16 protein-coding genes are annotated in these 25227 nt (G+C 45.8%); 5 read left to right on the forward strand and 11 right to left on the reverse strand.

Features of this window, described 5'->3' with window-relative positions:
• Positions 1 to 18 precede the first annotated feature (18 nt).
• Positions 19 to 1821: a vWA domain-containing protein gene (locus ACS8E3_RS04980; protein WP_439241869.1), complete on the reverse strand. Its 1803-nt coding sequence runs from the start codon at positions 1819 to 1821 to the stop codon at positions 19 to 21.
• 311 nt (positions 1822 to 2132) lie between these two features.
• On the opposite strand from ACS8E3_RS04980, the gene parC reads away from it, so the two are divergent.
• The gene (gene parC, locus ACS8E3_RS04985) at positions 2133 to 4436 is read left to right on the forward strand and encodes a DNA topoisomerase IV subunit A (protein ID WP_439241871.1); all 2304 of its coding nucleotides are present in this window, start codon (positions 2133 to 2135) and stop codon (positions 4434 to 4436) included.
• On the forward strand, positions 4436 to 5443 hold the full coding sequence (locus ACS8E3_RS04990; protein ID WP_439241873.1) for an NYN domain-containing protein: 1008 nt from the start codon (positions 4436 to 4438) through the stop codon (positions 5441 to 5443). Before parC ends, ACS8E3_RS04990 begins: the two co-directional genes overlap by 1 nt.
• 116 nt (positions 5444 to 5559) lie before the next feature.
• Here the strand turns inward: ACS8E3_RS04990 and ACS8E3_RS04995 are convergent, their stop codons facing one another.
• Positions 5560 to 6183, reverse strand: coding sequence for a hemerythrin domain-containing protein (locus tag ACS8E3_RS04995; protein ID WP_439241875.1), 624 nt, complete (start codon positions 6181 to 6183; stop codon positions 5560 to 5562).
• Between the two features lie 196 nt (positions 6184 to 6379).
• Here ACS8E3_RS04995 and ACS8E3_RS05000 point away from each other — a divergent pair, with 196 nt between their 5' ends.
• Together ACS8E3_RS05000 and ACS8E3_RS05005 are read left to right on the forward strand one after the other, a co-directional pair.
• A complete protein-coding gene (locus ACS8E3_RS05000; protein ID WP_439241877.1) occupies positions 6380 to 7891 on the forward strand; it encodes a cryptochrome/photolyase family protein in 1512 nt (503 codons plus the stop codon).
• A gap of 33 nt (positions 7892 to 7924) precedes the next feature.
• Positions 7925 to 8755 (forward strand): Cof-type HAD-IIB family hydrolase, encoded by an 831-nt coding sequence (locus ACS8E3_RS05005; RefSeq protein ID WP_439241879.1) that lies wholly within the window; start codon positions 7925 to 7927, stop codon positions 8753 to 8755.
• Positions 8756 to 8999: 244 nt separating this feature from the next.
• Here ACS8E3_RS05005 and ACS8E3_RS05010 read toward each other — a convergent pair whose 3' ends face one another.
• Both ACS8E3_RS05010 and ACS8E3_RS05015 read right to left on the reverse strand, forming a co-directional pair.
• Positions 9000 to 9263 (reverse strand): hypothetical protein, encoded by a 264-nt coding sequence (locus ACS8E3_RS05010; protein ID WP_439241881.1) that lies wholly within the window; start codon positions 9261 to 9263, stop codon positions 9000 to 9002.
• 52 nt (positions 9264 to 9315) lie between these two features.
• The gene (locus tag ACS8E3_RS05015) at positions 9316 to 10107 is read right to left on the reverse strand and encodes a 3-oxoacyl-ACP reductase (protein ID WP_439241883.1); all 792 of its coding nucleotides are present in this window, start codon (positions 10105 to 10107) and stop codon (positions 9316 to 9318) included.
• Positions 10108 to 10348: 241 nt separating this feature from the next.
• On the opposite strand from ACS8E3_RS05015, the gene ACS8E3_RS05020 reads away from it, so the two are divergent.
• Entirely contained in the window at positions 10349 to 11482 is a 1134-nt protein-coding gene (locus ACS8E3_RS05020) for an ABC transporter substrate-binding protein (RefSeq protein ID WP_439241885.1), read from the forward strand.
• Positions 11483 to 11571: 89 nt separating this feature from the next.
• On the opposite strand, the gene ACS8E3_RS05025 is transcribed toward ACS8E3_RS05020, so the two are convergent.
• The 7 genes from ACS8E3_RS05025 to pilQ all read right to left on the reverse strand — a co-directional run bounded on the left by ACS8E3_RS05025 (position 11572) and on the right by pilQ (position 25226).
• Positions 11572 to 12816, reverse strand: a complete 1245-nt coding sequence (locus tag ACS8E3_RS05025) for an FUSC family protein (protein WP_439241887.1) — start codon at positions 12814 to 12816, stop codon at positions 11572 to 11574.
• 180 nt (positions 12817 to 12996) lie between these two features.
• Positions 12997 to 14418, reverse strand: a complete 1422-nt coding sequence (locus ACS8E3_RS05030; RefSeq protein ID WP_439241889.1) for a glutamate synthase subunit beta — start codon at positions 14416 to 14418, stop codon at positions 12997 to 12999.
• A gap of 139 nt (positions 14419 to 14557) precedes the next feature.
• Complete coding sequence (gene gltB, locus ACS8E3_RS05035; protein ID WP_439241891.1) at positions 14558 to 19021, reverse strand: glutamate synthase large subunit; 4464 nt, start codon at positions 19019 to 19021, stop codon at positions 14558 to 14560.
• Between the two features lie 688 nt (positions 19022 to 19709).
• On the reverse strand, positions 19710 to 20807 hold the full coding sequence (locus ACS8E3_RS05040) for a hypothetical protein (RefSeq protein ID WP_439241893.1): 1098 nt from the start codon (positions 20805 to 20807) through the stop codon (positions 19710 to 19712).
• Between the two features lie 133 nt (positions 20808 to 20940).
• Positions 20941 to 22077: a 3-dehydroquinate synthase gene (aroB, locus tag ACS8E3_RS05045; RefSeq protein ID WP_439241895.1), complete on the reverse strand. Its 1137-nt coding sequence runs from the start codon at positions 22075 to 22077 to the stop codon at positions 20941 to 20943.
• Positions 22078 to 22110: 33 nt separating this feature from the next.
• Positions 22111 to 22662, reverse strand: coding sequence for a shikimate kinase AroK (aroK, locus tag ACS8E3_RS05050; RefSeq protein WP_439241897.1), 552 nt, complete (start codon positions 22660 to 22662; stop codon positions 22111 to 22113).
• Positions 22663 to 22844: 182 nt separating this feature from the next.
• Positions 22845 to 25226, reverse strand: coding sequence for a type IV pilus secretin PilQ (gene pilQ, locus ACS8E3_RS05055; RefSeq protein WP_439241899.1), 2382 nt, complete (start codon positions 25224 to 25226; stop codon positions 22845 to 22847).
• Position 25227 lies beyond the last annotated feature (1 nt).

Here is a 25227-nt window from a genome sequence, read left to right on the forward strand (position 1 = left end):
CTGCTCTCCTACTACCTACTATTGTTTATTTTTTATAGGTTGTAGAGCTTCCGCAAGCTCCATTAATTCGACAAAGCCTCGGCGCAGACCATTAGTGTCATTGACCGTTTGATAGCTGAGACTTTGGTTGGCAAGCTGGGTGCTATCGCGATACTGCCAGTCATTAATATAAGGGCTTTGTTGTAGACGCTGTCCGAAGCTCGCTACTGCCACCGCAAACTGGGTATCGGGATGCACGCTCATTAAGGAAGTTCTTTTATTTACCGTAGCAATTGGCACCTCCAGCAATTGTGAGGATGATTGCGGGGTCGCTTTGTAGCGAATTTTCAAAAAGCCTAGCTCTTTATTATTACCTTTATTACTAGTTGCCGTTTTTATATTATCAGCATAGCGACGCGGCGAGGTTGCACCTTTTTCCCCTTTGGGCGTAAGTTCAAATAAGGCGACTACGGCCTTGCCAGCGCCTAACTCGCCGGCATCAATCTTGTCATTATTGAAGTCTTCTTCGGCTAATACACGATTTTCATAACCTATTAAACGCCATTCATCGACCTGTGTAGGGTTGAACTCTAGCTGAATCTTCACATCGCTAGCGACGGTATTGAAGGTGGCATTTAATTCATCGTCCAACACTTTTTTGGCCTCGCTTAAGCTGTCTATATAGCTATAATTACCATTACCGTTATCCGCCATTTGCTCCATCATATAATCGTTGAGATTGCCGCGACCAAAGCCCAAGGTGGATAAGGAGATACCGCGATCGCGATTGGCTTTGACCAAATCTAGCATCTCATCGACATCGCTAATGCCGACATTGAAATCGCCATCGGTCAGCATCAAGATACGATTGATACTGCCTTTCTTTAACGTTTGACTGGCTTGTTCATAAGCGAGCTTGAGCGCGTCCTCGCCATTAGTACTACCCGCTGCTTTTAGACTATTGATTGCCGCTTGGATGGTGGCTGTCTTATCACCGCTCGTCGGTGCTAGCGCTACTCGGGTACTACCTGAATAAGTGACAATACTGATAGTATCCTCAGCGCGCAGCTGCTTAGCAAGTAAGTTTAAAGTGGCTTTAGCAAGCGTCAATTTATCAGAGGAATTCATAGAGCCTGAGACATCGACCAAAAACACTAAATTGGCCGGTGGCAGCTGAGTATTCACGCTACGGGTATACTGGGCCGGATCGACAGCTTTGATACCGACCTTCAGAATTTGATTGGCCTGATCGACTCTATCCCAAGGCGAATCGACAATCTCTGTTTCTACCACAAATGGCGCTTGCCCTAAACGCTGACTATTGGAAAAATCATAAGGGAAATAATTGATCATCTCCTCGATTCTGACCGCATCGGCAGGCGGCATCTGGCCTTCGTTGAGATAGCGGCGCACATTGCTATAGCTGCCGGTGTCGGTATCGATAGATAGCGTCGCTACTGGATTATCTATCGTACGATTGATAGGATTGGCGATGTTTTTTTGGTAATTATCACCGGTTTGCTCTACTACTATAGGCGCAGGTCTAATAATGGCTGGCTCTGAGGAGATATCATAGAGCACATTGGCCTGGCTCATAGATTGGCTTGTCGCTTGCGAGTTTGTGGCCTTTCGCCTGACTTGAGATGCTGGCGCTGACACTACAACCGGCGCAGAAGTCACTGAAACCTCACTTTCTATCATGCGGCTGCTATTGTCGCTAGCCGTCGCGACGCTTTGCTGTGAGCTGCAAGCGCTTAAACTTAGAGCCGCCAAAATACTGACAAGTAAGGTACTAGTCGACAATTCTTGCAAGCGAAAGTCCTTAGTAGATGAGAGTGACATAAGTAACATCCTTGTAATGAGAGGTAGGCCTTTATTTATACTACTGAACTCCCTCTATAAAATCCATCCCTAAAGCCCTATCTAAGATAGAGTATCAGGGCGTCATGACCTGTCGTCTATTGTGCTATAGGTCTTTTTAAATAGCATAAATTGCTTTACGATAGCACTAACGAATTTTTATACCTTATCCCTTTTATCTTTATAATATAGCTATTTTTATAATCAACAACTGCATTGTATGACGCCAATTTTAATCGTCATTTTAAAACATCATTCCAAAATAATCCCTTTGCAAAAGCGAACCTCAAGTTATGTCTGATATTATCGATAACGATCCTGCCCTCTTAGCAACTGAGGCGATGGATAGTCGTTCTGTGGCGGAATTCACTGAACAAGCCTATCTCAACTATGCCATGTACGTCATCATGGATCGCGCGCTACCCAATATCGCCGATGGTCTCAAACCCGTACAGCGCCGTATCGTCTACGCGATGAGCGAGCTGGGTCTAAAAGCGAGCGCCAAACCAAAAAAGTCAGCGCGTACCGTCGGTGATGTACTTGGTAAATACCATCCACACGGCGACAGCGCCTGTTATGAAGCCATGGTGCTGATGGCGCAGCCGTTTAGCTATCGCTATCCGCTGATCACCGGTCAAGGCAACTGGGGTAGCCCTGACGATCCCAAATCCTTTGCCGCGATGCGTTATACCGAAGCCAAAATGTCCGCTTATGCCAATACTTTGCTTGCCGAGCTGGGACAAGGCACAGTCGATTGGCAAGATAACTTCGATGGCTCTATGCAAGAGCCCATGACTCTGCCCGCGCGTCTGCCCAATATCTTACTCAATGGCACCACAGGTATCGCGGTAGGCATGGCAACGGATATCCCGCCGCACAACCTTAATGAGGTGGTGCGCGCTGCAATTCGCCTGCTAAAAAATCCTGAGCTCTCGGTTAAACAGTTGACACAATCGATACCGGCCCCCGATCTGCCAACGCCTGCTGAGATCATCACCAGTAAAAAAGATCTGCAAGCTATGTATGAGAGCGGACGCGGTAGCTATAAAATGCGCGCCACTTTCCATATCGACCCCAAAGAAAAGAACCTCGTCATCATCGACGCTCTACCCTATCAAGTCTCCGGTAATAAAATTCAAGAGCAAATCGCCCGCCTGATGACGGATAAAAAACTGCCTTGGGTGGTCGATATCCATGATGAGTCTGATCATGAAAACCCTTGCCGTATCGTCTTAGAGCTCAAATCAACGCGGGTTGATGTTGAGCGCGTGATGAGTCATCTGTTTGCCAGCACCGATCTTGAGAGCAACTACCGCGTCAATATGAATATGATTGGCCTTAACGGTAAGCCGCAAGTCAAAAACCTGAAAGAAATCTTGGAAGAATGGCTGGTCTGCCGGCGCTCGGTGGTTACCCGCCGCGTTCAGTTCCGCCTCGATAAAATCGATAAGCGCTTGCATATTTTGGCAGGATTATTGATAGCGTATCTGCATATCGATGAAGTGATTCGTATCATCCGTGAAGAGGACGATCCCAAAGCCACTTTGATGCAAGATTATGATCTCACTGACATTCAAGCCAATGCTATCTTGGACATACGTCTGCGTCAATTGGCAAAATTAGAGGAGATCGAACTGCGTAGCGAGCAAGACGAGCTCGCTGCTGAGCGTGCCAAACTACAAGAATATCTCGATAATCCAGAGAGCCTAACAGCACTTATTATCGATGAGCTAACGGCGGATATGAAAGAGCACGGTAACGAGCGTATGTCGCCGCTGATGGAACGTGACGAAGCACAAGCGCTCAAAGAGTCAGACCTTATACCTAGTGAGCCGATCACCGCTATCTTGTCCAAAGCGGGCTGGATACGTGCCGCTAAAGGTCACGAAGTCGATGCCCAAGGTATGAGCTATCGCTCTGGTGATAGCTATCAAGCTTATGTACGCGGTAAGTCTAACGAAAAGATCTACGTGCTCGATAGTACCGGACGTAGCTATAGTATCGATGCGCACAATCTCGCCTCCGCGCGTGGTCAAGGCGATCCGCTGACTAGTGTCCTTAAACCACCTGCAGGCGCAAGCTTTGAGCAGCTATTAACCGGCGCGGACGACCAACGTATCATTCTTGCCAGTTCCGCAGGTTATGGCTTTATCAATACTATTGGTAATCTTGATAGTAACCAAAAAGCAGGTAAGAAAATCATCACTCTAGCGACGGATAGCAAGTTGTTGCCTGTCGTTCGTATCGATGCAGCAATAGAGAATAGCGCTAACACTGAAGACGGTGATAGTACCAATAAAGCTGCCCCTGATAATGTCGCTGTGGTGACGAATGCAGGTTACTTGCTGATATTTGCGCTCGATGATCTGCCCGAGCAAGCGCGCGGCAAAGGTAATAAGATGATTACGCTTAAAGGCGATGAAGAAGTGTTAGCGATTACGCCGCTCAGCTTGCAGGACAGCTTAGTGATTACTGCTGGCAAACGTCATGTGACCTTAAAGCCGATGGACTTAGCGAATTATACGGGAACGCGTGGTAATCGCGGTGGGCAACTGCCTAGAGGTTTTCAGAATGTGACTGGGGTTGAGGTTGGTTGATGAAAAAATTTGCCGTATTAATCGATGCTGATAACTCATCACATCGCAGTATAGAGCCTATCTTAGAAGAGATTGCAAAATATGGCATTGCTAGTGTCAAACGTATCTATGGTGATTGGAGTGTAGAAGCACTTCAATCGTGGCGAGATAAGTTATTGCCAAACGCTATCACACCTGTGCAACAGTTTGCTTATGTTGCTCAAAAAGATGCTACCGATATGAAATTAGTTATTGATGCTATGGATATACTGTATGCAGGAGATGTCGATGGTTTCTGTATAGTTTCAAGTGATAGTGATTTCACTCCACTTGCCTCTCGCATTCGTGAAAGCGGCTTGCTTGTCTATGGGTTTGGGAAAAAAAGTACTGTTAAATCATTCGTGAATGCTTGTGATAAATTTATTTATGTTGAAAATTTACTAACTGACTCTGAAAATAAAATATCAATAGCAAGCGAAACAGCTTCTCAAGTTAGCTCAGATAAAATCAGAAGTGAGAGCAAATTAGCAGGTGTGCAATCAAGCTCAACTGACAGTAAAAACTCTGATATTGATATCCCTACTCTTAATTTAATTTATAAAGCTATTAAAGACAATTCAGATGATGAAGGTTGGGCGAGTTTAGCGATAATAGGCAATTATATTAATAACGTTAGACCAGACTTTGACACCCGAACGTATGGACGAGCCAAGCTGTCAGGACTATTAAAAAAACTAGTTAAGTTTGAATGCAAAATCGAAGACAGCCATATGTTTGTCAGAAAATTCAACTTTCCCCTCTTTATTGATATAGTTGATAAAACGGTTATCCAAATATCTAAAGAAAACAATAACACCGAAAACTGGGTTGTCTTATCTAACTTAGTTGATAAGTTGAAGTCTCAAGTTCCAAACCATACGATATTGCAGCATCTTTCAGAGCATGAAATTGAACAAAAAATATTAGCCATCGATTCAAAATATGTTAATTTTAACAACGACAGAAGCCTTATTCAATTTGTGTCTTAAAATATGGATTTTGGTTTAAAAAACTAAATTACCGTAGAATACGTTTCACGCACCGATTGAGTTAGTAGCATCTTGAAAAGATACGTAGAACACACTTTAAAAGTGATAAATCACCCCTAACTCTGCCTCAGCCCCAATATAGGAATGACTAAATCCTCTTCATCGGTCAGATGCTGCTGCAGTAAATCGGTCACTTTGACTAGCGTGTCGTGCAATTCCTTAGCCAGCGCCTTATCCTCTACCTCACTTCTTGCCAGCGCATCGTTTTGAATTTGCAATTCATCAAGCAGCGCGTTGAGATAGTCGTGATCCTTACCCAGTATCTCAAAGGCAGGCGCAAGCTTGGGGTACATACTGACAAACTCAGGGAAGAATCCTTCGTCCTCTACCCCATGATGCTGATGCAACTTTAGGATATGCATATTGATGCGTTTAAGGATTTGCGAGCGATACTCTGCCCAATCAAACTCGCCGTTTTGATAGGCGTCACTGATTTGCATCAATATACGTTGGCGTTTGCGTATATTGGTATGCACTTTTAGCCAGCCTGAGGTCTTGTAGGCGTAATCTGCACCAAACCATTGATCAGGCGGCAACTTGTTATACAGAAACAACCAATCCGCCTCAAGGCGACTATCAGGGTGACGTGGCGTGATGCTAAATAAATCATCGTCGCGCTCTCGCTGGCTTGTGTCGTTGGTCGCTGTGGTCATTGGCTCGCTCTCATTTTTGTTATTCATACTCGGTTTAGTGCTTACGTATATGGTGGTTTTGCCATGTGATTTATAGAGCGTCTAAAACAAAAGTCTTTTCGGTTATGGGCAACAATAAAATCTTACGTAGCGTTTTAGCACTTAATCAGTAACACAACCCTACCTTACAACACGGCAATAGCTCATTTATAATGAGTTGTCTTAGTTAATATAAGCTTAACTTATGAGTAAAAAAGTCAGCTTAATCTTCCCGCATCAGCTGTTTGCCAACGTGAGCCTTTGGCAGGACGTGTGCTACCTAATTGAAGAGGATTTATACTTTACTCAGTATCCCTTTCATAAGCAAAAGCTAGTACTGCACCGCGCGAGTATGAAAGCTTATGAGCAAACTCTAAAGGACGCGGGCAAAACCGTACACTACATCGAATCAAGCCATGAGTATAGCGACTGCCGCAAGCTGGTTGCGAGCTTTGTCAGCAGCAAAAACGATGCTGCTATTGCAAAAATTTATTGTATTGATCTGGTTGATGACTGGCTGCGTATGTACGTGCAGCAGGCCGTACTGGACGCTAATATTGACTTTGATTGTTCACCGACGCCGATGTTTTTAAACCCTCTACCTGTCTATTGCGAGTTTTTTCGCGACAACCGCCTGTTCCATCATGACTTCTATATAGAGCAGCGCAAGCGTGAAAAGATACTCGTTAATGAAGACGATGAGCCTATCGGCGGACAGTGGTCGTTTGATGAGGACAACCGTAAAAAATACCCACGTAAAGAGACGCCGCCTGCGATCAAGTTTCCTAAGTTAACTGAGCGGTACGAGGAAGCGATAAGCTACGTTGAGGACAATTTTGGCAGCCATTATGGCGAGGCGAATCCTGATTTTCGCTATCCGACCACTCATGACGAGGCGGAAGTGTGGCTTGAGGACTTTTTAGCGACACGCTTTAAAGACTTTGGTAAATATGAAGACGCTATCGTCGCAAGCGAGCATGTCTTGCATCATAGTATATTGACGCCCATGCTTAATACGGGTCTGCTCACCCCTGAGCAAGTAGTGACGCGTACGCTTGAGGTTAGCGAGGAATACGATATTCCGATTAACTCGTTAGAGGGCTTTATCCGCCAGATTATTGGCTGGCGCGAGTTTATGTACGGACTCTACGAGTATATTGGACGCAAACAGCGCAGCAGTAACTTTTGGGGCTTTACGCGCAAAATACCGCCAAGTTTTTATACCGGTGATACTGGCATTGAGCCGATCGATACGACGATTAAAAAAGTGCTGAAAACAGGATATGCGCATCACATCGAGCGCCTCATGATCTTTGGCAACTTTATGCTGCTCTGTGAGTTTGACCCTGATGAGGTCTACCAGTGGTTTATGGAGCTATTTATCGACGCCTATGATTGGGTGATGGTGCCCAACATCTATGGCATGAGTCAGTTCGCCGATGGTGGTCTGATGGCGACGAAACCCTATATCAGTGGTAGTAATTACGTTAATAAAATGAGTGATTATCAGACCAAGTCCAAAGGCGAGCTACTCGAATGGGCGGCTATTTGGGACGGACTGTTTTGGCGCTTTATGCATGTACATCGCGACTTTTTTGCAAAGAACCCGCGTATCGGTATGCTGCTGTCGATGTGGGATAAGATGGATAAATCTCAGCAAAAAGAGCACCTAAAAAATGCCAATGAGTTTTTAGCGCAGTTAGATAAAGAAGCTTAAAAGAATGCAAATTTAAGTAAGACAAGGATAGCTATGTTTACCGAATTCAAAGCCAGCGGTGCGCGGGCGACGAGTAAAATCCCGACACCCAAGATCATCTTTTTTGATATCGATGACACGCTCAGCCGTAAAGGCATTATAGCTAAGCATAATCAAGCGACGCTTGAAGCGCTAGCTCAGTCTGATGTCAAACTCGTCATCTCGACAGGGCGCTCAAAAGCGATACTGCCGCCTGATATTTTGGTGCTACTAGAGGCCAACGTACTCGATTCGATCATCTGTATGAATGGTCAATATAGTTTTGATAATCATAATAGAATCAGTCACTATCCCTTGTCGAATAAACAAACAACCAAAATTGTAGAGCTATGCCAAGCCAGCGATTTGATACACAAGTTTGATTCAGCGACCCATATCGCCTGGTCAGGTGAAAATGAGCGCTTGCGTGAGTTTAATGCGCGTACGCCAAACTCTATCGTCGATCCCTTTTATCACCAGACTAGTGAAGTCTATCAGTGCTCAGTATTTTTTAATAATCAGCAAGAGAAGATGCAAGAGGTGGACTTTGCCAAGTACGATCTCAAGCTTGTGCATTGGCACAATACGGGTGCAGATATCTTACCGATTGAAGCCTCAAAAGCGCGCGGTATTTTGGATGTCTGTCAGCATTACGGCGTTGATGCTAGTGACTGTATGGCGTTTGGTGACGGTTTTAATGATTTAGAGATGTTTGATCTGGTTGGCTTCGCGGTGGCGATGGGCGATGCGCAGCCTGCCTTAATAGCACGCGCTGACTTTGTCACGGGCACTATTGAGGAGCGCGGCATTCAAGCGGTGCTTGAGCGTTTGGATTTGGCGTCTTAAAGAAGCCGAGAGCTGTGCGTGAGGACGGAAATAGCAAAGCACTGCTTTGCCCGTCTGCAAAGGGAAAGCTATGCTCTGCTTTTGCGCGAGGGACAAGCGCCGAGCTAAACCATTAAAGAAAGATGGCCTATAACCTGCATATTTCTATCTGTTAAAGAAGGCGATGTTGAGGCCATTTTTAATATTTTTTGTCTTTTTATATGCGGTTAATCAAGCATACACACTCACGCCACGCTCTGAACAACTACCCTTTCGCTGACATTATCTTATAAAGCCAACTGCCCAATTTATAACAAACGCCAATGACAACCACAAAAACCACAATTGCTAAAATATAAGCTAAAAAGTCAGGCACGCCCGTCATCCATCCAATCGTGAAGACCGTCCCTAAGTAAGCTTCCATTGGCCAATTAATAATAGACGCAGAAGTACTAGCGTTTAGTAAGACAATTAAAGCGACTAGCCCGATTAGAGCGGTTATGATTCCTGCGCGTTTTTGGTTGTTCATATCATCTCTCTTATCTTAATATTCTTCTTATTATATTTATCACCCTCAAGCTCTAGGGCATGGTCAAACCGCCATCAACGGCGATGGACTGACCGGTTATAGCGGCGCTCAAATCTGAAGCCATTAGCAATACTGAGTTGGCAAAGTCGGCAACCGAGGTCGCCTGACGCAGCGGCGTAGTGGTGGCGATATAATCAAACACCTCCTCAGTCGTTAACCTACTGGCGTCAGTGGTTTTTAGTAGCCCGCCTGCTAATAAATTAACGCGAATACCGTGCGGTCCAAGCTCGCTGGCTAGGTTGCGAGTGAGCCCTACTAGCGCAGATTTGGCGGTAGTGTAATCATAGTAAGTCACTACAGGGTTGTAGATTAGGTTGGTTGAGATATTGATAATCTTACCCATTTGCTGCGCTTTCATCTGTGGTAACACCGCTTGTACAGTGTTGACCGCACCTTTGACGATGCCGTCAATCTGCTGAGAGAAATGCGACCACTCGACAGTCTCGATACTGGTATTGTCAGCGCTAGGGTCAAATTGATAATGAGGCAAGGCATTATTGACTAATACATCAAGGCGGCCAAAATGTTTAATCACTGCTTGCGCCATCGCTTGCACTTCTTCTAGCTCAGTGACATCCGCTTGATAAGCAAAAGCTTGGCCACCAGCGGCTTTGATATCGGTAACGACTTGCTCGGCCGCCTTTTCATTGTTTAGATAATTGACACAGACATGAGCGCCAGCAGCAGCCATTTGCTGAGCGATTTGAGCTCCAAGGCCCCGGCTACTACCGGTGACGAGGACTACTTTATCAATAAGAAGTTTGGGTATAGCCATCTGAGTCATCATTTTATCCTTTGTTATATTATGATAGTTAATATTGGACGTTTTATCGGTGCTGACATAAATTTTAGCAATCATAGCATACCTAGCATTATTTACAGCGCGCATTAACCTAGCTACCCTTAGTTTATTATTCTCTATTAGAGCGAGCTGATTTTGACAATGGCCTTTAAATCAGGCTAAATCATAACCATAAAGATATAAATAGGCATTACTGACTTATATTTATTTTAGGAGAGATATTTTGAGCCCATCATTACACGGATTTTCTGCAAATCCTGCCACTCGCTCGGTTGTAACAATTATGCCAAAACTATTGCTTAGCATAGCCGTAGGCTTAGCACTAGCAAGCTGTAGCAACTCTGATAATTCAGCAGTCGAAGGCGCGGCTGATAGCGAAGTCACCCTGAACTTGTATAACTGGTCAGAGTACATGCCGCAAGAGATCCTTGATGGCTTTGAGAAGGAGACCGGCATTTCGGTCAATTACACCACTTTTGACTCTAACGAAGCGATGTATGCCAAGCTTAAATTACTCGATGATTCAAGCCAGTATGATCTTGCCGTGCCTTCTACTTATTATGTCGAAAAAATGGCAAACGAAGGGCTATTGCAAGAGATTGATCAATCAAAGCTGAGCAACTTTAGCAATTTGGATACCTCCTTTACTAATACTAAAGTCGATCCCGATAATAAATACTCTATCCCTTATATGTGGGGCAGCACGGGCCTTGCGATTAACGGTGACGCGGTTGATCCGGCGACGGTCAATAGCTGGGATGACTTGTGGCGTCCTGAGTACAAGAATCAGGTGATGCTGATGAATGACATGCGCGAAGTATTCGGTATGGCGCTGTTGACTCTAGGCTATTCTGGCAATAGTAAAAATCCTGACGAGATTAAGGCGGCTTATGATAAGCTCACCACTATCATGCCCAATGTCAAAACCTTTAATTCAGACGCCACCCGTATCCCTTATATCGAAGGCGAGACCAATCTAGGGATGACTTGGAACGGTGAAGCGGTGATGGCGAATGACGAAGGTCTAACGAGCTTAGTTTATAAATATCCAACTGAGGGCGCGATACTGTGGATGGATAACTTTGTCATTCCAAAAAATGCTAAAAACGTCGACGCTGCGCATCAATTTATCGATTATCTCTTGCAGCCTGAAAATGCCAAAATCGTTAGCGAAGAGATTGGTTATGCTTCGCCTAACTTAGCAGCGCGTGAGTTGATGGACGAGAGCGTGCGTAATAACCCAACGATTTATCCGTCTAAAGAAGTACTTGCTAAAGCCGAATTCCAAGAAGATGTCGGTGATGAAGCACTGCAAGTGTATCAGCAGTATTGGGATATGCTAAAGACAAGTCGTTAAATAAAAAAGTTGATCATAAATAATAAAAACGCTAACTTTAATCGTTAGCGTTTTTTTATTCTTTGAGCTTAGTGTCTGTTGTACATTGCTTATAAGTGCAAGTCCGTCTCATGACCTTGCTCTCTCATTCTATGCTGTTCGCGGCGTTGATATCTCAGACCAGAGGCTGAATACCACTGCGAATTAGTGGTTTGTAATAGATCACTAAGCCGCTGCAACTGCGCTTGCAAGGTTTGCGTTAACCAAAAATAGCCTTGCCATTCAAAGGCGAGATGCTGCACGCTTGGATATTCAATCACTTTGATGCGAGTAATCGGGCGAAACACCTCATCGCTTGGACTGCGTAGTACGGCCGCCATATGCTGCATCGCGTGGGTCAACTCGTGCTGATAATGCATCAGCAGGATGTGATTGTCCTCGTCGATCTCGATATTGGCTAAGCGGGGCGCCGCACTTAACAACAAATCAATAGTACCAATGATATTCCGATGTGAGCGCTGGATGGTCTCAAGGGTTTCTTTGTCAATACCAGACTCGCTAGCGGTTGCTGCCATATGGGGCCGCACGGCTAGCAGGCGCTTATTAATCTTTTGTAGCTCTTTAATCAGCGCCTTGTTGACAGGGACATCAGGGATAGCGCTCCTAGCCGGATAAGTCGGATGAATAAGATCAGGTAAGCTTGTCACCTCAGCATACTGAAAAGGTCTATCGGTTAGGCTCTCGGCATCGATATGATCACCGACCCCAGCATAGAGATTACTACAAGACTCTAAATTATTAGCCAATAAAAACCGCCACATCAGCGTCGATTTCAGTGGCAAAATCAGCGTGGCGGCTACTGCAACGCCTGCGCCAATTAAGATATTAAAAGCGCGATATAAGCCGTCTTGGCCGATATTACTCTGATCAGGGCTTGAGACAATCATCAACATGGTAATACCGGTAAGCAGTCCGATGTAGCCTAGCTGCTTGACCGCGACGTAGCCTATAATCCCGCTAATTACCCCTATCGATAGGTAGTAAAGCCATATCCACTCACCGATGTCTTTGCTCAGCCAAATAAACCCTAAACCTACTACCACCCCAAGTATGGTTCCTAAGATACGCTCTTTGGCCTTGGTATAGATTGCGCCTTGATATTGCAGCAAACCCAAAATCACAAACACGGTGATAGTCGTCCACTCACCATGGGGTAAGTTGGTCAGATTATTGAGCAGCAAAGCGGTCAATACCGCCACACCTAAGCGCATGGCATGCAAAACATCGGCATGCAAGTACCGTGCATAAGGCTCAACGAATGGCGCACTAATACGCTGCCAAAGGGACGATTTCACTGAACAACACTCTTATTAATATAATAAAAAACGCCTGTTATCCATTACTGGACAAAAGGCGTTATGGATATAAACATGCTAGCATAGAATATAAAAATTAAAACTTGTGCGCGTTTAAAAGACGTTATTTATATTATCAATAGCGTTTAAAAAACTTATTTTATATCTGATCTTTACTTTTTAAACGTCTAAATAATCTAAAATACCTTCAGCGGCTTCTCGGCCTTCCCATATCGCGGTAACGACTAAGTCAGAGCCACGCACCATATCGCCACCGGCAAATATTTTGGGGTTGTTAGTCTGAAACTTATAGGTCTGATCCTCGACAGCCACCACACGACCTGAAGCATCCATCGCGACTTGCTGGCTATCGAACCAATCGGCAGGACTCGGACGAAAACCAAAGGCCATAATCACTGCATCGCACTCGATGATCTCTTCTGAATTAGCAATCGGCTCAGGGCGCTGGCGACCACGATTGTCCGGCGCGCCCAACTGCGTAGTCACTACTTTAACCCCATTGACCTTACCATTGAGACCAATGATCTCAGTCGGCTGACGATTGAATAAGAACTCAACCCCTTCTTCACGCGCATTGACCACTTCACGGCGCGAACCTGGCATATTTTCTTCATCACGGCGATAAGCGCAGACCACGCGCTCCGCACCTTGGCGAATACTCGTACGGTTACAGTCCATCGCCGTATCGCCGCCACCCAGTACCACCACTTTTTTACCTTTCAGATCGATGTATTCGGTCGGGTCTTTTTCCCAATCATTGCAGCGATTAACATTGGCAATTAAAAAATCAAGCGCATCATAGACGCCTTCAAGTTCTTCGCCAGCAAAGCCGCCACGCATATAAGTATAAGTGCCCATCCCCATAAACACCGCATCATAATCGTCCATCAGCTCATCGATAGTGACATCAGTGCCGATTTCAGTATTAAGACGAAACTCAATGCCCATATCTTCAAAGATGGTGCGTCGATTGCGCATGACGTCTTTTTCCATTTTGAATTCAGGAATACCAAAGGTGAGTAGTCCGCCGATCTCAGGACGCTTATCAAAGACAATAGGCTTGACGCCATTTCTGACTAAGATATCAGCGCAGCCTAACCCTGCTGGCCCTGCGCCGATAATCGCGACTTTTTTATCCGTCCAGACGACATTAGACATATCAGGACGCCAGCCTAAGGCAAAAGCGGTATCGTTAATATACTTTTCGACATTGCCGATAGTCACCGCGCCAAAGCCGTCGTTCAAGGTACAAGCGCCTTCACAAAGACGATCCTGCGGACAGACGCGGCCGCAAACCTCAGGCAAAGTGTTAGTGCGATGGCATAATTCAGCCGCTTGAAAAATCTGTCCTTCGGTTGCCAGCTTTAGCCAATTGGGAATGTAGTTATGTACCGGGCATTTCCATTCGCAATAAGGATTACCACATTCAAGACAACGATGCGCTTGGTTGGCTACCAACTCAGTATCTTGGGGCGTGTAAATCTCTACAAACTCAGTCGCGCGAGTGACGATGTCTTTTTTTAGCGGTTCAAGTCTGGGAACATCCAAAAACTGAAAGCTATTTTCTAAACGTTTTGCCATAATCATAATCTCTTTGATAGTGGGTAGTGATGAACGATAAAGACCAGCTTCTCAATACAGAATCGTGTCTTTATGAGCTCGCAGCATCACTGACCTGCTTAAAGCATTTGCGCATATAAAGCGCAGCGGTTCTGATACGCTACTGCGGATCTGCCATCGTGGTATTGAGTAAATTGGCAATACTAGCTGCTTTTGGCTTAACCAAATAAAACTTGCGCACGTAATAATCAAAATCTGCCAAAATCGTCTGACCCCAAGCGCTGCCGGTCTTAGCCACATGGTTTTCAATCACTTGATGCAAATAAATACGATGCGCTTCGGTCTGCTCGCTAGAGATACGGTTTAGATCGATCAACTCGTGATTACAGCGATCAAAGAAGTCGCCTTCCATATCGAGTATGTAAGCGAAACCACCCGTCATACCAGCACCAAAATTCAGGCCCGTTTTTCCAAGTACAGTGATGATACCACCGGTCATATATTCGCAGCAGTGATCGCCTGTACCTTCTACAACCGCATGAACCCCTGAGTTACGTACGCCAAAGCGCTCGCCTGCCGTACCTGCTACGTATAACTTACCGCCCGTCGCGCCATATAGACAGGTATTACCAATGATAGCGGTATCTTTAGCGGCAAAGTTAGAGTCTTTTGGCGGGTAGATAACAATCTCGCCACCTGCCATACCTTTACCGACATAATCGTTGGCATCACCCTCAAGCTCGATATGCAGGCCGCCGGCGTTCCATACGCCCAAACTCTGACCTGCAGTACCGGTGAGATGCAGCTTGATAGGCATATCACTCATACCAAGGTTACCCCAATGCTGCGCAATCTCACCAGATATCCGCGCGCCGATAGAGCGATCGCAGTTGCCGACGTAATAGCTGTAGTCACCGCCTAAGCCTTGGCGAATAGTGAGCATCATATCGCTGATCATTTGCTCAGCGAGTAAGCCTTTGTCAAACGGCTCATTGCGCTCAACTTGACAAGTCTGCGGTTTGCCACTGCTTGCAGGATGGCTAAACAGCAGTGGCGTCAGATCCAAATGGCGCTGCTTATCAGTATTACCTTCTAGTATCTCAAGCAGATCCGTACGTCCGACCAGCTCCTCCATACTGCGCACACCGAGCACCGCGAGCCATTCACGGGTTTCGGTGGCGACAAATTTAAAGAAGTTAATGAGCATCTCCGCCTCGCCAATATAATGCTCATCGCGCAGTTTAGCTTTTTGGGTGGCAACCCCTGTCGGGCAGTTATTTAAGTGACAGATACGCAGATATTTACAACCTACGGCAATCATCGGCGTGGTACCAAATCCGAAGCTCTCTGCACCTAAGATAGCGGCTTTTACCACATCAAGCCCTGTCTTGAGACCGCCATCGGTTTGGATACGTACTTTGTCGCGTAGACCGTTGACGCGTAGCGATTGATGAGTCTCAGCTAGACCTAGCTCCCATGGTGAGCCGGCATGATGAATAGAAGACAGGGGCGATGCCGCGGTGCCGCCATCATAGCCTGAGATGGTAATTAAATCAGCATAAGCTTTGGCAACGCCAGTAGCGATCGTACCGACCCCCGGACGCGAAACGAGCTTGACTGAAACTAGTGCATCAGGATTGACTTGTTTGAGATCGAAGATCAGCTGGGCTAAATCTTCGATAGAATAAATATCATGATGCGGTGGCGGTGAAATTAGTGTCACTCCTGGCACCGAATAACGTAATCGTGCAATAAGAGCATTGACCTTACCGCCTGGCAGCTGACCGCCCTCACCCGGCTTAGCACCCTGAGCGACTTTGATTTGCATGACCTCCGCTGAGCGCAAATACGCAGGGGTTACGCCAAAACGACCCGAGGCAATTTGTTTGATTTTTGAGTTACGCAGCGTGCCGTAACGAACTGGATCTTCGCCGCCCTCGCCCGAGTTTGAGCGCCCACCAATCGTGTTCATCGCCATCGCTATCGACTCATGCGCCTCAGGCGATAAAGCGCCTAATGACATACCCGCAGAATCAAAGCGCGATAGGATATTTTTCATATCCTCGACTTCACTGACATCGATAGCGTTATCAGTCTTTAGCGCCAATAAGTCGCGTAATGTAGCAACAGGGCGGCTGTTCACTAAATCAGCATAATTGCGATAATTGTCATAGTCACCGGTGCGCACCGCGGTATGCAAGCTATTAATCACATCGGGATTAAAGGCATGATACTCTTTGTCAAAGACAAATTTGAGCAGGCCGCCTTGATCGAGTGGCGCGCGGCGTTTGAAAGCATTTGCGGCTAATTGTGCTTGGTCAGCGGCTAAATCTGCGAAAGTCGCGCCTTTGATTCGGCTTTGTACCCCTTTAAAGCAGAGATTAACCACTTCCTCAGACAGACCGACCGCTTCAAATAACTGCGCGCCGCGATATGACACTACTGTTGAGATACCCATTTTCGAGAGAATCTTCAATAAGCCTTTATCTAAGCCTTTACGGAAATTAACCCTTGCTTGAATAGGATCGCCTAATAGCTCGCCTGTTGCAACCAAGTCACCGATGACATCATAAGCCAAGTACGGATAAACGCAGGTCGCCCCAAAGCCGATCAACACCGCTACTTGGTGTGAATCGCGCGCCAGACCCGTCTCGATAATCAGATTGGCATCGGTACGAATGCCCTCAGCGATCAGATAATGATGCACTGCGCCCGTAACCATAATGGCATTGGCAGGGACTTTATCGGCATCAATGTTTTTGTCTGATAACACAATCAGCGAATGACCACTACGAATGGCCGTAGCGACTTGCTGGCAAATAGTCAGAATCGCGTCATCTAGTGACTGATCACGTGGATAATTGAGATCAATACGTACCATTTTAAAAGCGTCATCATCCAAGGCTTCGATCTGCTGCATCTTGCTAGCAGATAGTACTGGCGAGGATAAGATGATCCGGTGCGCATCATTAGCTGAGGGCGCAAATATATTCGTCTGCGCGCCCAAACAAGTCTGTAGCGACATGACAATGGACTCACGTAGCGGATCAATTGGCGGGTTAGTCACCTGCGCGAACTGCTGACGGAAGAAATCTCCTACGTGGCGGATCTGCTGCGATAACACTGCCATCGGCGTATCATCGCCCATAGAGCCGACGGGCTCTTGACCGTTTTCGGCATTGGGGCGGATGATTTCAGTACGCTCTTCATTGGTGATGTGATACATTTTTTGTAGCGCTTTTAGACTATCACCGCGGTAAGCTTCGCTCGCTATTTGCTCCTCAATGCGCTCATCATCACGTATACGCGTGGCCTGTTCACGCAGCCACTTACGATACGGATGGGCTTTTTTGAGCAGGGTCGCTATAGTATTCGTATCCATGATTTGTCCGGTCATGGTATCGATCACTAGCATTTGTCCTGGACCAACGCGGCCTTTAGCAAGTACGTCTTTTGGTGCATAATCCCAAACGCCAATCTCAGAGGCAACGGTGATATAGCCGTTCTTGGTAGTGACCCAACGTGATGGACGCAGGCCATTACGATCAAGCATACACACCGCGTAACGACCATCTTGAATCACTAAACCTGCTGGTCCATCCCATGCCTCCATATGCTGTGAGTAAAACTCATAAAACGCGCGTAGATCCATGTCCATACTATCGACATTTTGCCAAGCAGGCGGTACTAATATTGACATCGAATGAAACAAGTTCATCCCGCCTGAGACAAGTACCTCAAGCATATTATCAAGGCTTGAAGAGTCCGAACCTGTGCTATTCACTAGCGGGGTCAGCTCGTTTAAGTTTGGCAATTTATCTGATTTAAGCTTAGGCGTACGCGCCTCAGACCAGTTGCGATTACCGGTAATGGTATTGAGCTCGCCATTATGGGCAAGGTAGCGAAACGGCTGCGCTAAAGGCCAACGCGGTAAGGTATTAGTCGAGAAACGCTGATGAAAGACCACAATGTGTGAGGCTAGCCGCTCATCTTGCAAATCTAAAAAGAAAGCAGGCAAATCAGACGGCATCACCAAACCTTTATAGATAATGGTCTGGCAATTCAGTGAGCAGACATAAAACAGCTCGTCATCGCTTAAGCGCTGCTCGGCTTTTTTACGCGCAACAAACAGCTTACGGTTGAAATCATCTGCGGCCAGATCGTCAGCAGCGTTGACGAATACTTGCTTAAAATCAGGCAAGGTCTCACGGCCAATGTCACCGACGATACTCAGATCTAAAGGCACTTCGCGCCAGCCTGCGACTTCTAACCCTTGAGCCATAATCTCTTCGTTTAACACTTGCTGGCTATAGGCCGCTTTGTCGCTATCTAAATGGGTAAACACCATACCCACTGCAAAATTCTCACTGATAGACAGCTTTTGCTCAGAGGCAATCGTTTGAAAAAACGCTTTTGGCGTCGCGAGCAATAATCCGCAACCATCGCCGGTTTTGCCATCTGCTGCCACACCGCCGCGATGGGTCATACAACTGAGACTATGAATAGCAGTCTTGACTAGATCGTGACTGGCTTGTCCCTCAATGTGAGCAATCAAACCAAAACCACAGTTATCGGAGAAATCATCTGGAGTCGCTAGATGGCTATGCGAGGAGATCATTGACATGGTTTATCCTTTTGGGTGAACGGGCGACTGGTATCCAATGCGAACACTAAACGCAGCACTGCAAATAAAAATATAATTAAAATAGAATTTATCAAACTTTGTGCTAATATATTTATTTAAGCGGATTAATAGAGCCCGCTATGAACGGTTTAAACCGCGAAAGATGCTCAAAATCGTTTAAGCAAGCTTTTATTAGGGCGTCAATTCAACGCTCATCTTCGTCGACGACTTATCCCTAAGTAGTAAGTTGAGTATTTATTGCAATAGCAAATAACGGTACGGTTAAAGCTGTGATTGAATTATGACAACCATTTGAGGTGGCAGCTACTAAGGCTTGTACAACCTTTACAATAAATAGCTCATAGTAACTGACATAGTAGCCATCTAAGCGGTAGCAATGTAATGGCGATTTTTAAACTTATTATTTTGTAAACTTTTTATAACAAACCGTCAAAACCAATTATAAAGCTGATGATATTTGCAAAACAATCTCTTGTTCTCGTTTGATAAGATACTGTGTAAGCAAACATTTGATTTATAAGATTAGTCACAAGTTTACGATAATCGTACAAATCGGCACAGGTACTAATCATAGATAATATTTAAGCAAAAATCTAGTTATTTATTTGACCTATCCCGCTTACATCTATAATTAATTTTTTGTATTCACAAGACATAGCTGTCTTATTTAATTGCTCCTCTCTTGAATGAGCTCTTTCATGCTGTCGCTATTATTTGCTGCGCCATTTGTGGTATTAGCAGAGTTAATCGCAGCATTATTGTTAGCTTTCGGTGGAGTACTCGTGTTATTACTAGCAGGCGGTTTAGGCGCCGTTACCGCTGGTGGTCTTTTGATTTCAGAGTCTGTTCTGCGAGTATTGTTTGATTTTTGGGTAGTATTTTCGCTATCAGAGTCGAATGAGCGCTCTTCATTGACAGATAGAGTTGCTGAAGTGTCCTCAGACTGACGAATACTCTCTGCCTGACTATTTGCATTTGAATCATTTTGGTCATTTGCCATGTTACGCTCTGCTCTCTCCCTGATAGTATCCGCAGAGATATTGTTATCCATAGTGGCGTCATTATTTTCGGTAGCTTTTGGTTGTTGACGTACGGGCACTTCACGTTGGGTACGCTTTAGCTTCACGGAACGCGCGCGTCTGGTGCTAAGATCTTTAATCGGTCCTGGCCGCTCATAATTATCAATGATACTGACGTAGCGATTAATCTCCTCTGGCAGCACTCGTACGTCAGCTGGCAGGCCGAAGTCTATAAGTTTAGCCGCGCCTACTGCTTCTTGCGGGCTGCTCATGATGCCGTAAGTCAACATATAGCGTACCTGCTTATTTTCATCAAGATAACGGAAATAAGCAAACTTCTCACGATCTTCACGGCCTTCTAAATAGCTAACGATGACGTCGTTTTCGGCCACATTCATCACCTGTACCGTCCATTTACCTTTATTGGCTGATAGATAACGTTTGTCCTTGAATTCAGCAGGATAATTGCGTAAGTCGCGAACGGTTGCTTCAAAATCAATGGGCTGAACATCGGTATCAAGCTCGTGCAAAGACTCGATGGATAACGGCTGCTTGAGTTCATCGACGGTGACTTGCGGCGTTGAAAGCGGTGCATTCTCAATTTGAGCGCCGATAGCCGATGTCTGACTAAACATCCAAACCAATGCGGTCACTACTCCAAGTAACAAAGCCATCATCAGCCATATAAGCGCTTGGCGACGATAGGATCGGCTCGCAGAAGGTGTCGATGCATGCGATTCTGCCATGAAGAATTTCCTTGGTAATATAGGTTGTCAATATAAATGTCGGCATTAACCGTGAATAGGTGAACAAGGTAATAGATCAAAAATACTATAAAAAGTCATAGATATCAGTGATCTATGCTAATAGTATACCGCTTTATGAGTTGGATTGGGATAAAACCTCTATCAATAGTCTCTCATCAAAATCATCGGTCAATACCGCCTCGCCTAGCGACTTGAGTAAAATAAGCCGAATCTTGCCACCTTTGACTTTTTTATCGTGACCCATAAGGTTTAAAGCGGTTGCTACTGAGATAGCAGACGGAGTGATAGGAAGGTTGGCAAGGGTCAAAATATGTTTTATCCGATCAGTATCTTGCTCAGTCAGCCAACCAAGCTTTTGTGACATCATAGCGGCTTGAACCATGCCAGCAGCTACCGCTTCTCCGTGCAGCCACTCACCATAGCCTTCATGCGTTTCGATCACATGACCGAAGGTATGGCCAAAGTTCAACAGCGCTCGCACGCCTGACTCTCTCTCATCTTGCGCCACCACTTGCGCTTTATAGTCGCAGCAGCGTTTAACGGCTATACCAAGCACCTCAAGATCTAGCGCCATCATCGCCGGCAGGTTCTGCTCAAGCCAAGTCAAAAACTCCTTATCCATAATCAGCGCGTACTTAATGACCTCCGCGATACCTGCCGAGAGCTCGCGCGCCGGCAAGGTTTGTAGCGTATTCATATCAGCAAGTACCATCTGCGGCTGCCAAAAAGCGCCGATCATGTTTTTGCCTTGCGGGTGATTGATACCGGTTTTACCACCAACGCTTGAATCCACTTGTGCCAGCAAAGTCGTCGGTATCTGAATAAAATTCACTCCGCGCATAAAGCTGGCAGCGGCAAAACCTGTCATATCGCCAATTACGCCGCCACCAAGCGCAATCAAAGTCACGTCACGATTGAAATGCTGCGCCATCAATGCATCATAGATTTGATTGATATACTGTTGATTCTTATACTGCTCACCATCGGGTAGCACGCAGACGGCTACTTGAAAGCTTACCGACAACTCCTGCTGCAAAGGCTGCAAATATAGAGGCGCGATGGTCTCATTGGTAACGATCAATACTTGCTGACCGGTAATATACGGCGCAACCCGTTCCGCCATACTGCTTACCATATTACTGGCACTAGCAGTATTTTCACTATCATCGCGGCTGGCAGTAATAATAATCGGATAATCATGACTTTGGGTTTGTACTGTCAAACCATCATTGAGAAGTGGTTTTGCCATAAAGGCTTCCTATGTTAAAAGCGAGACGCTGTTTTATTGTTTATTGTCGCTCTCTGTCGCTGTAATAAATCGTTCTAGCTGCTGCAAAAGCTGATTGACCATGTGCCGTGGATAAGTATGTCCGGTCGGCAAAATAACGTGGGCAACCTGTCGATACAACGGATCACGGATTTGATACAAATTTTGTAGGATTTGTTTGGGATTAGGCTGTTGTAATAGCGGTCGCGACTTGTCTTTGGCCGTTCGCGCCATTTGCACCTCGACTGGGGCATTAAGATAAACCACAATACCGCGCTGATGCAGAAAAGCCCGGTTATCGCTACTCATCACCGCACCGCCGCCAGTAGCTAGCACTATTTGCGGCTTTTGGGTGAGCTCATCAATGGCGCGAGTCTCACGCTCACGAAAGCCGGCTTCACCTTCTTTGGCAAATATCCAAGCAATATCCGCGCCGGTTTGTGACTCAATATACCAGTCGCTATCGACAAACTCACGCTCTAGCTGTTTGGCAAGCAGACGGCCAATAGTGGTCTTTCCTGCACCCATCGGCCCTACTATAAATACCGACGGTAATTCCTCCAACATAACACTTACTCAGCTAAATTAACTATCATACAACGTCATCGATAATCTGGCTAGTAATCAACCTTGATTATTAACAGCAAAAATATTACTAGGGCGTGTTGAGCATTGTTAAGACATAAAAAAAGCAAGCGCTTAAGCTTGCTTTTTATTTTTCTGAATATCTGCTGAGGAGGCTGGTCGTGCTAATCCAAACGACTAATACCGTCATTGATAAGCTTTGGTGTCACAAATATCAGCAGCTCTTCTTTATTATTACTGCGCACATCGCGGCGGAAGGCGCGGCCAATATAAGGCAAATCCCCTAAGAACGGCACTTTATCCACGCCATTGTTAGTACGGTTTCTAAACACGCCGCCTAATACAATAGTCTGTCCATCTTCGACGATGACATTGGTAGAAATCGAATCTTCATTGATAGCGACATCGCCATTAATAATTGTTGGCGTCCCGTTGGTAATGAGAAGCTGTAAGCCGATTTTGCCATCAGGGGTAATATTCGGCGTGGCCTCTAAACTCAGCGCCGCTTCTCTAAAGCTAGTAGACGTAGCGCCACTAGCCGCCGCTTCTTGATAAGGAATCTGCGTACCAGAGGAGACTTTAGCGGTTTGCTTATCAGCGGTCAAGATCTTCGGCGTGGAGATGACCTCACCGCGATTGTCGGCTTGCAATGCGGATAGCTCAAGATCTAACATCACATCCGATAAGCTAAGCAGACCAAAAGCGATACTGCCAGCAGCAGGGTTAGTCACCCCTAAATCCACACTCAAATTATCAGGGCTGCTAATGTCATAGCTAGGATAAGAGACGGTCTGGCCATTGATCGTCGTGGTCTCGACATCGAAATCTTTTAAGTCCGCTAAAGTCTGATTGCTACCGCCAACGAGTAAGCTACGATTGGTTGCCGCGCCACTCGATAAAATCCCCCAACGTACGCCGATCTCTTTACTAAAGCTATCGGTTGCACTGACAATACGCGCTTCAATCATCACTTGCCGTACCGGGATATCGATTTTGGTAATCAGCTCACGAATATTCTCAATGCTATCAGCGACATCTTTGACAATCAAAGTATTAGTACGCTCATCGATCGTGACGGTGCCGCGATCAGAGAGCAAAGTATTATTGTCTTGAATATTATTCGTCGTGCCGATACCTGAACCGCGACTGTTTGAGGGACCGCTACCATCGGAGATCAGATTTAACACATCTTCAGCTCTGGCATAGCTTAGACGAATATACTCCGTGCGTAACGGTAAGAACGAGTCGACCGTTTGCTGCGCGGCAAGCTCGCGAGCTTCTTGCTCAGCAAGCTCAGTCGCCGGCGCGATTAAGATAACGTTACCGTTCTCACGCTTGCCTAGATTTTTGCTTCTTAAGATAATATCTAAAGCTTGATCCCAAGGCACGTTGATGAGGCGCAAGGTGATATTACCAACGACGGAATCACTAGCAACAATATTCATCTCAGTAAACTGCGCTAAGATATCAAGGACACTACGAATCTCAACATCTTGAAACTCCATAGAGAGCGCTTCGCCAGTATAGACTTTTTCTTCTAGCGTCGGCTCACGTAGCAGCTCAGGCTCAGTGATGCTGATATTTAGCTGAGTGCCCGATTGATAAGCTTGATATTCGTAGTCGCCACTCATATTGATAGTGATGATACCGGTCTGACCTTGGTTTTTGGTATCGACACTAGCGACTAGACCACTATTGATATTGAGACGACGCAGCAGGTTTCTAGGTACAGTACTGCCCGTCAAGCGCACGACTAGTTTATTGCCTTGACGCTGCACATCAACCGGAATGGCTTCATTGGCTAAAGTGATACTGACATTGCCGCCGCCCGCGCTGCCAGCCGCAAAGTTCAAGGCCGTCAAACCATCATAGCTATATTGTCGACTCACTTGCGAGGAAGCAAGATTGGGGTCTAATAAAGGATTGACTCTGACAACCATAGTATCAGCAGGTACTTGCGGTTTTGTCGGTGTTTGCCGTACAACCCCCGGCGCGGCTACAACGTTACCAGTCGCTACCACATTGGTCGACACTACCGGATTGTTGATAGGAGTGGTAGTAATGATTGCTGATTGGTTATTGAGCACATCGGCGACAGGGTCGTTAGTAATGACTTGCCGAGCAGGGTCATTGATCGTCAATAACAGATCATTGCCTTCGATTGCGGTAGTATAATCACCACTTTTTTTCAAGCCAACAATAAGGCGCGTCGTACTGTCATTACTCAGAGTGGTAATATCATTGACTATACCCACATTATAATCGCTGAACCGGCTCGCCAAACCGTTTTGGACTTGTTCAAAGTCTAAGACTAAACGGCTAGGGTTATCAAGCTGATAAGCTGCAGGTACATTTGGAGTCTCATTAAAACCCAAACGCAGCTGCGTCACTGCTGGAGCCGTCTGTACAACAGACACCTCATTGATGCGCTGCACCGCATAAGCATTGCTCATGATAGCAGTGATGCTCAGAGCTAATACAGGAGCGGCGAAAGTAGAGGAAATACGACTACTTATCGTCATTGCCTTGTTGTTACGTACGGTCATT

Source organism: Psychrobacter sp. 2Y5 (assembly GCF_051847375.1).
Taxonomy (GTDB): Bacteria; Pseudomonadota; Gammaproteobacteria; order Pseudomonadales; family Moraxellaceae; genus Psychrobacter.

Bases quoted from the DNA above. Each gene is read 5' to 3' on its own strand.
- ACS8E3_RS04980 (WP_439241869.1), bottom strand. From the start codon at position 1,821: ATGTCACTCTCATCTACTAAGGACTTTCGCTTGCAAGAATTGTCGACT.
- ACS8E3_RS05010 (WP_439241881.1), bottom strand. From the start codon at position 9,263: ATGAACAACCAAAAACGCGCAGGAATCATAACCGCTCTAATCGGGCTA.
- parC (WP_439241871.1), top strand. From the start codon at position 2,133: ATGTCTGATATTATCGATAACGATCCTGCCCTCTTAGCAACTGAGGCG.
- ACS8E3_RS05040 (WP_439241893.1), bottom strand. From the start codon at position 20,807: ATGGCAGAATCGCATGCATCGACACCTTCTGCGAGCCGATCCTATCGT.
- aroB (WP_439241895.1), bottom strand. From the start codon at position 22,077: ATGGCAAAACCACTTCTCAATGATGGTTTGACAGTACAAACCCAAAGT.
- ACS8E3_RS05015 (WP_439241883.1), bottom strand. From the start codon at position 10,107: ATGACTCAGATGGCTATACCCAAACTTCTTATTGATAAAGTAGTCCTC.
- ACS8E3_RS05005 (WP_439241879.1), top strand. From the start codon at position 7,925: ATGTTTACCGAATTCAAAGCCAGCGGTGCGCGGGCGACGAGTAAAATC.
- pilQ (WP_439241899.1), bottom strand. From the start codon at position 25,226: ATGACCGTACGTAACAACAAGGCAATGACGATAAGTAGTCGTATTTCC.
- ACS8E3_RS05000 (WP_439241877.1), top strand. From the start codon at position 6,380: ATGAGTAAAAAAGTCAGCTTAATCTTCCCGCATCAGCTGTTTGCCAAC.
- gltB (WP_439241891.1), bottom strand. From the start codon at position 19,021: ATGTCAATGATCTCCTCGCATAGCCATCTAGCGACTCCAGATGATTTC.
- ACS8E3_RS05030 (WP_439241889.1), bottom strand. From the start codon at position 14,418: ATGGCAAAACGTTTAGAAAATAGCTTTCAGTTTTTGGATGTTCCCAGA.
- aroK (WP_439241897.1), bottom strand. From the start codon at position 22,662: ATGTTGGAGGAATTACCGTCGGTATTTATAGTAGGGCCGATGGGTGCA.
- ACS8E3_RS04990 (WP_439241873.1), top strand. From the start codon at position 4,436: ATGAAAAAATTTGCCGTATTAATCGATGCTGATAACTCATCACATCGC.
- ACS8E3_RS04995 (WP_439241875.1), bottom strand. From the start codon at position 6,183: ATGAATAACAAAAATGAGAGCGAGCCAATGACCACAGCGACCAACGAC.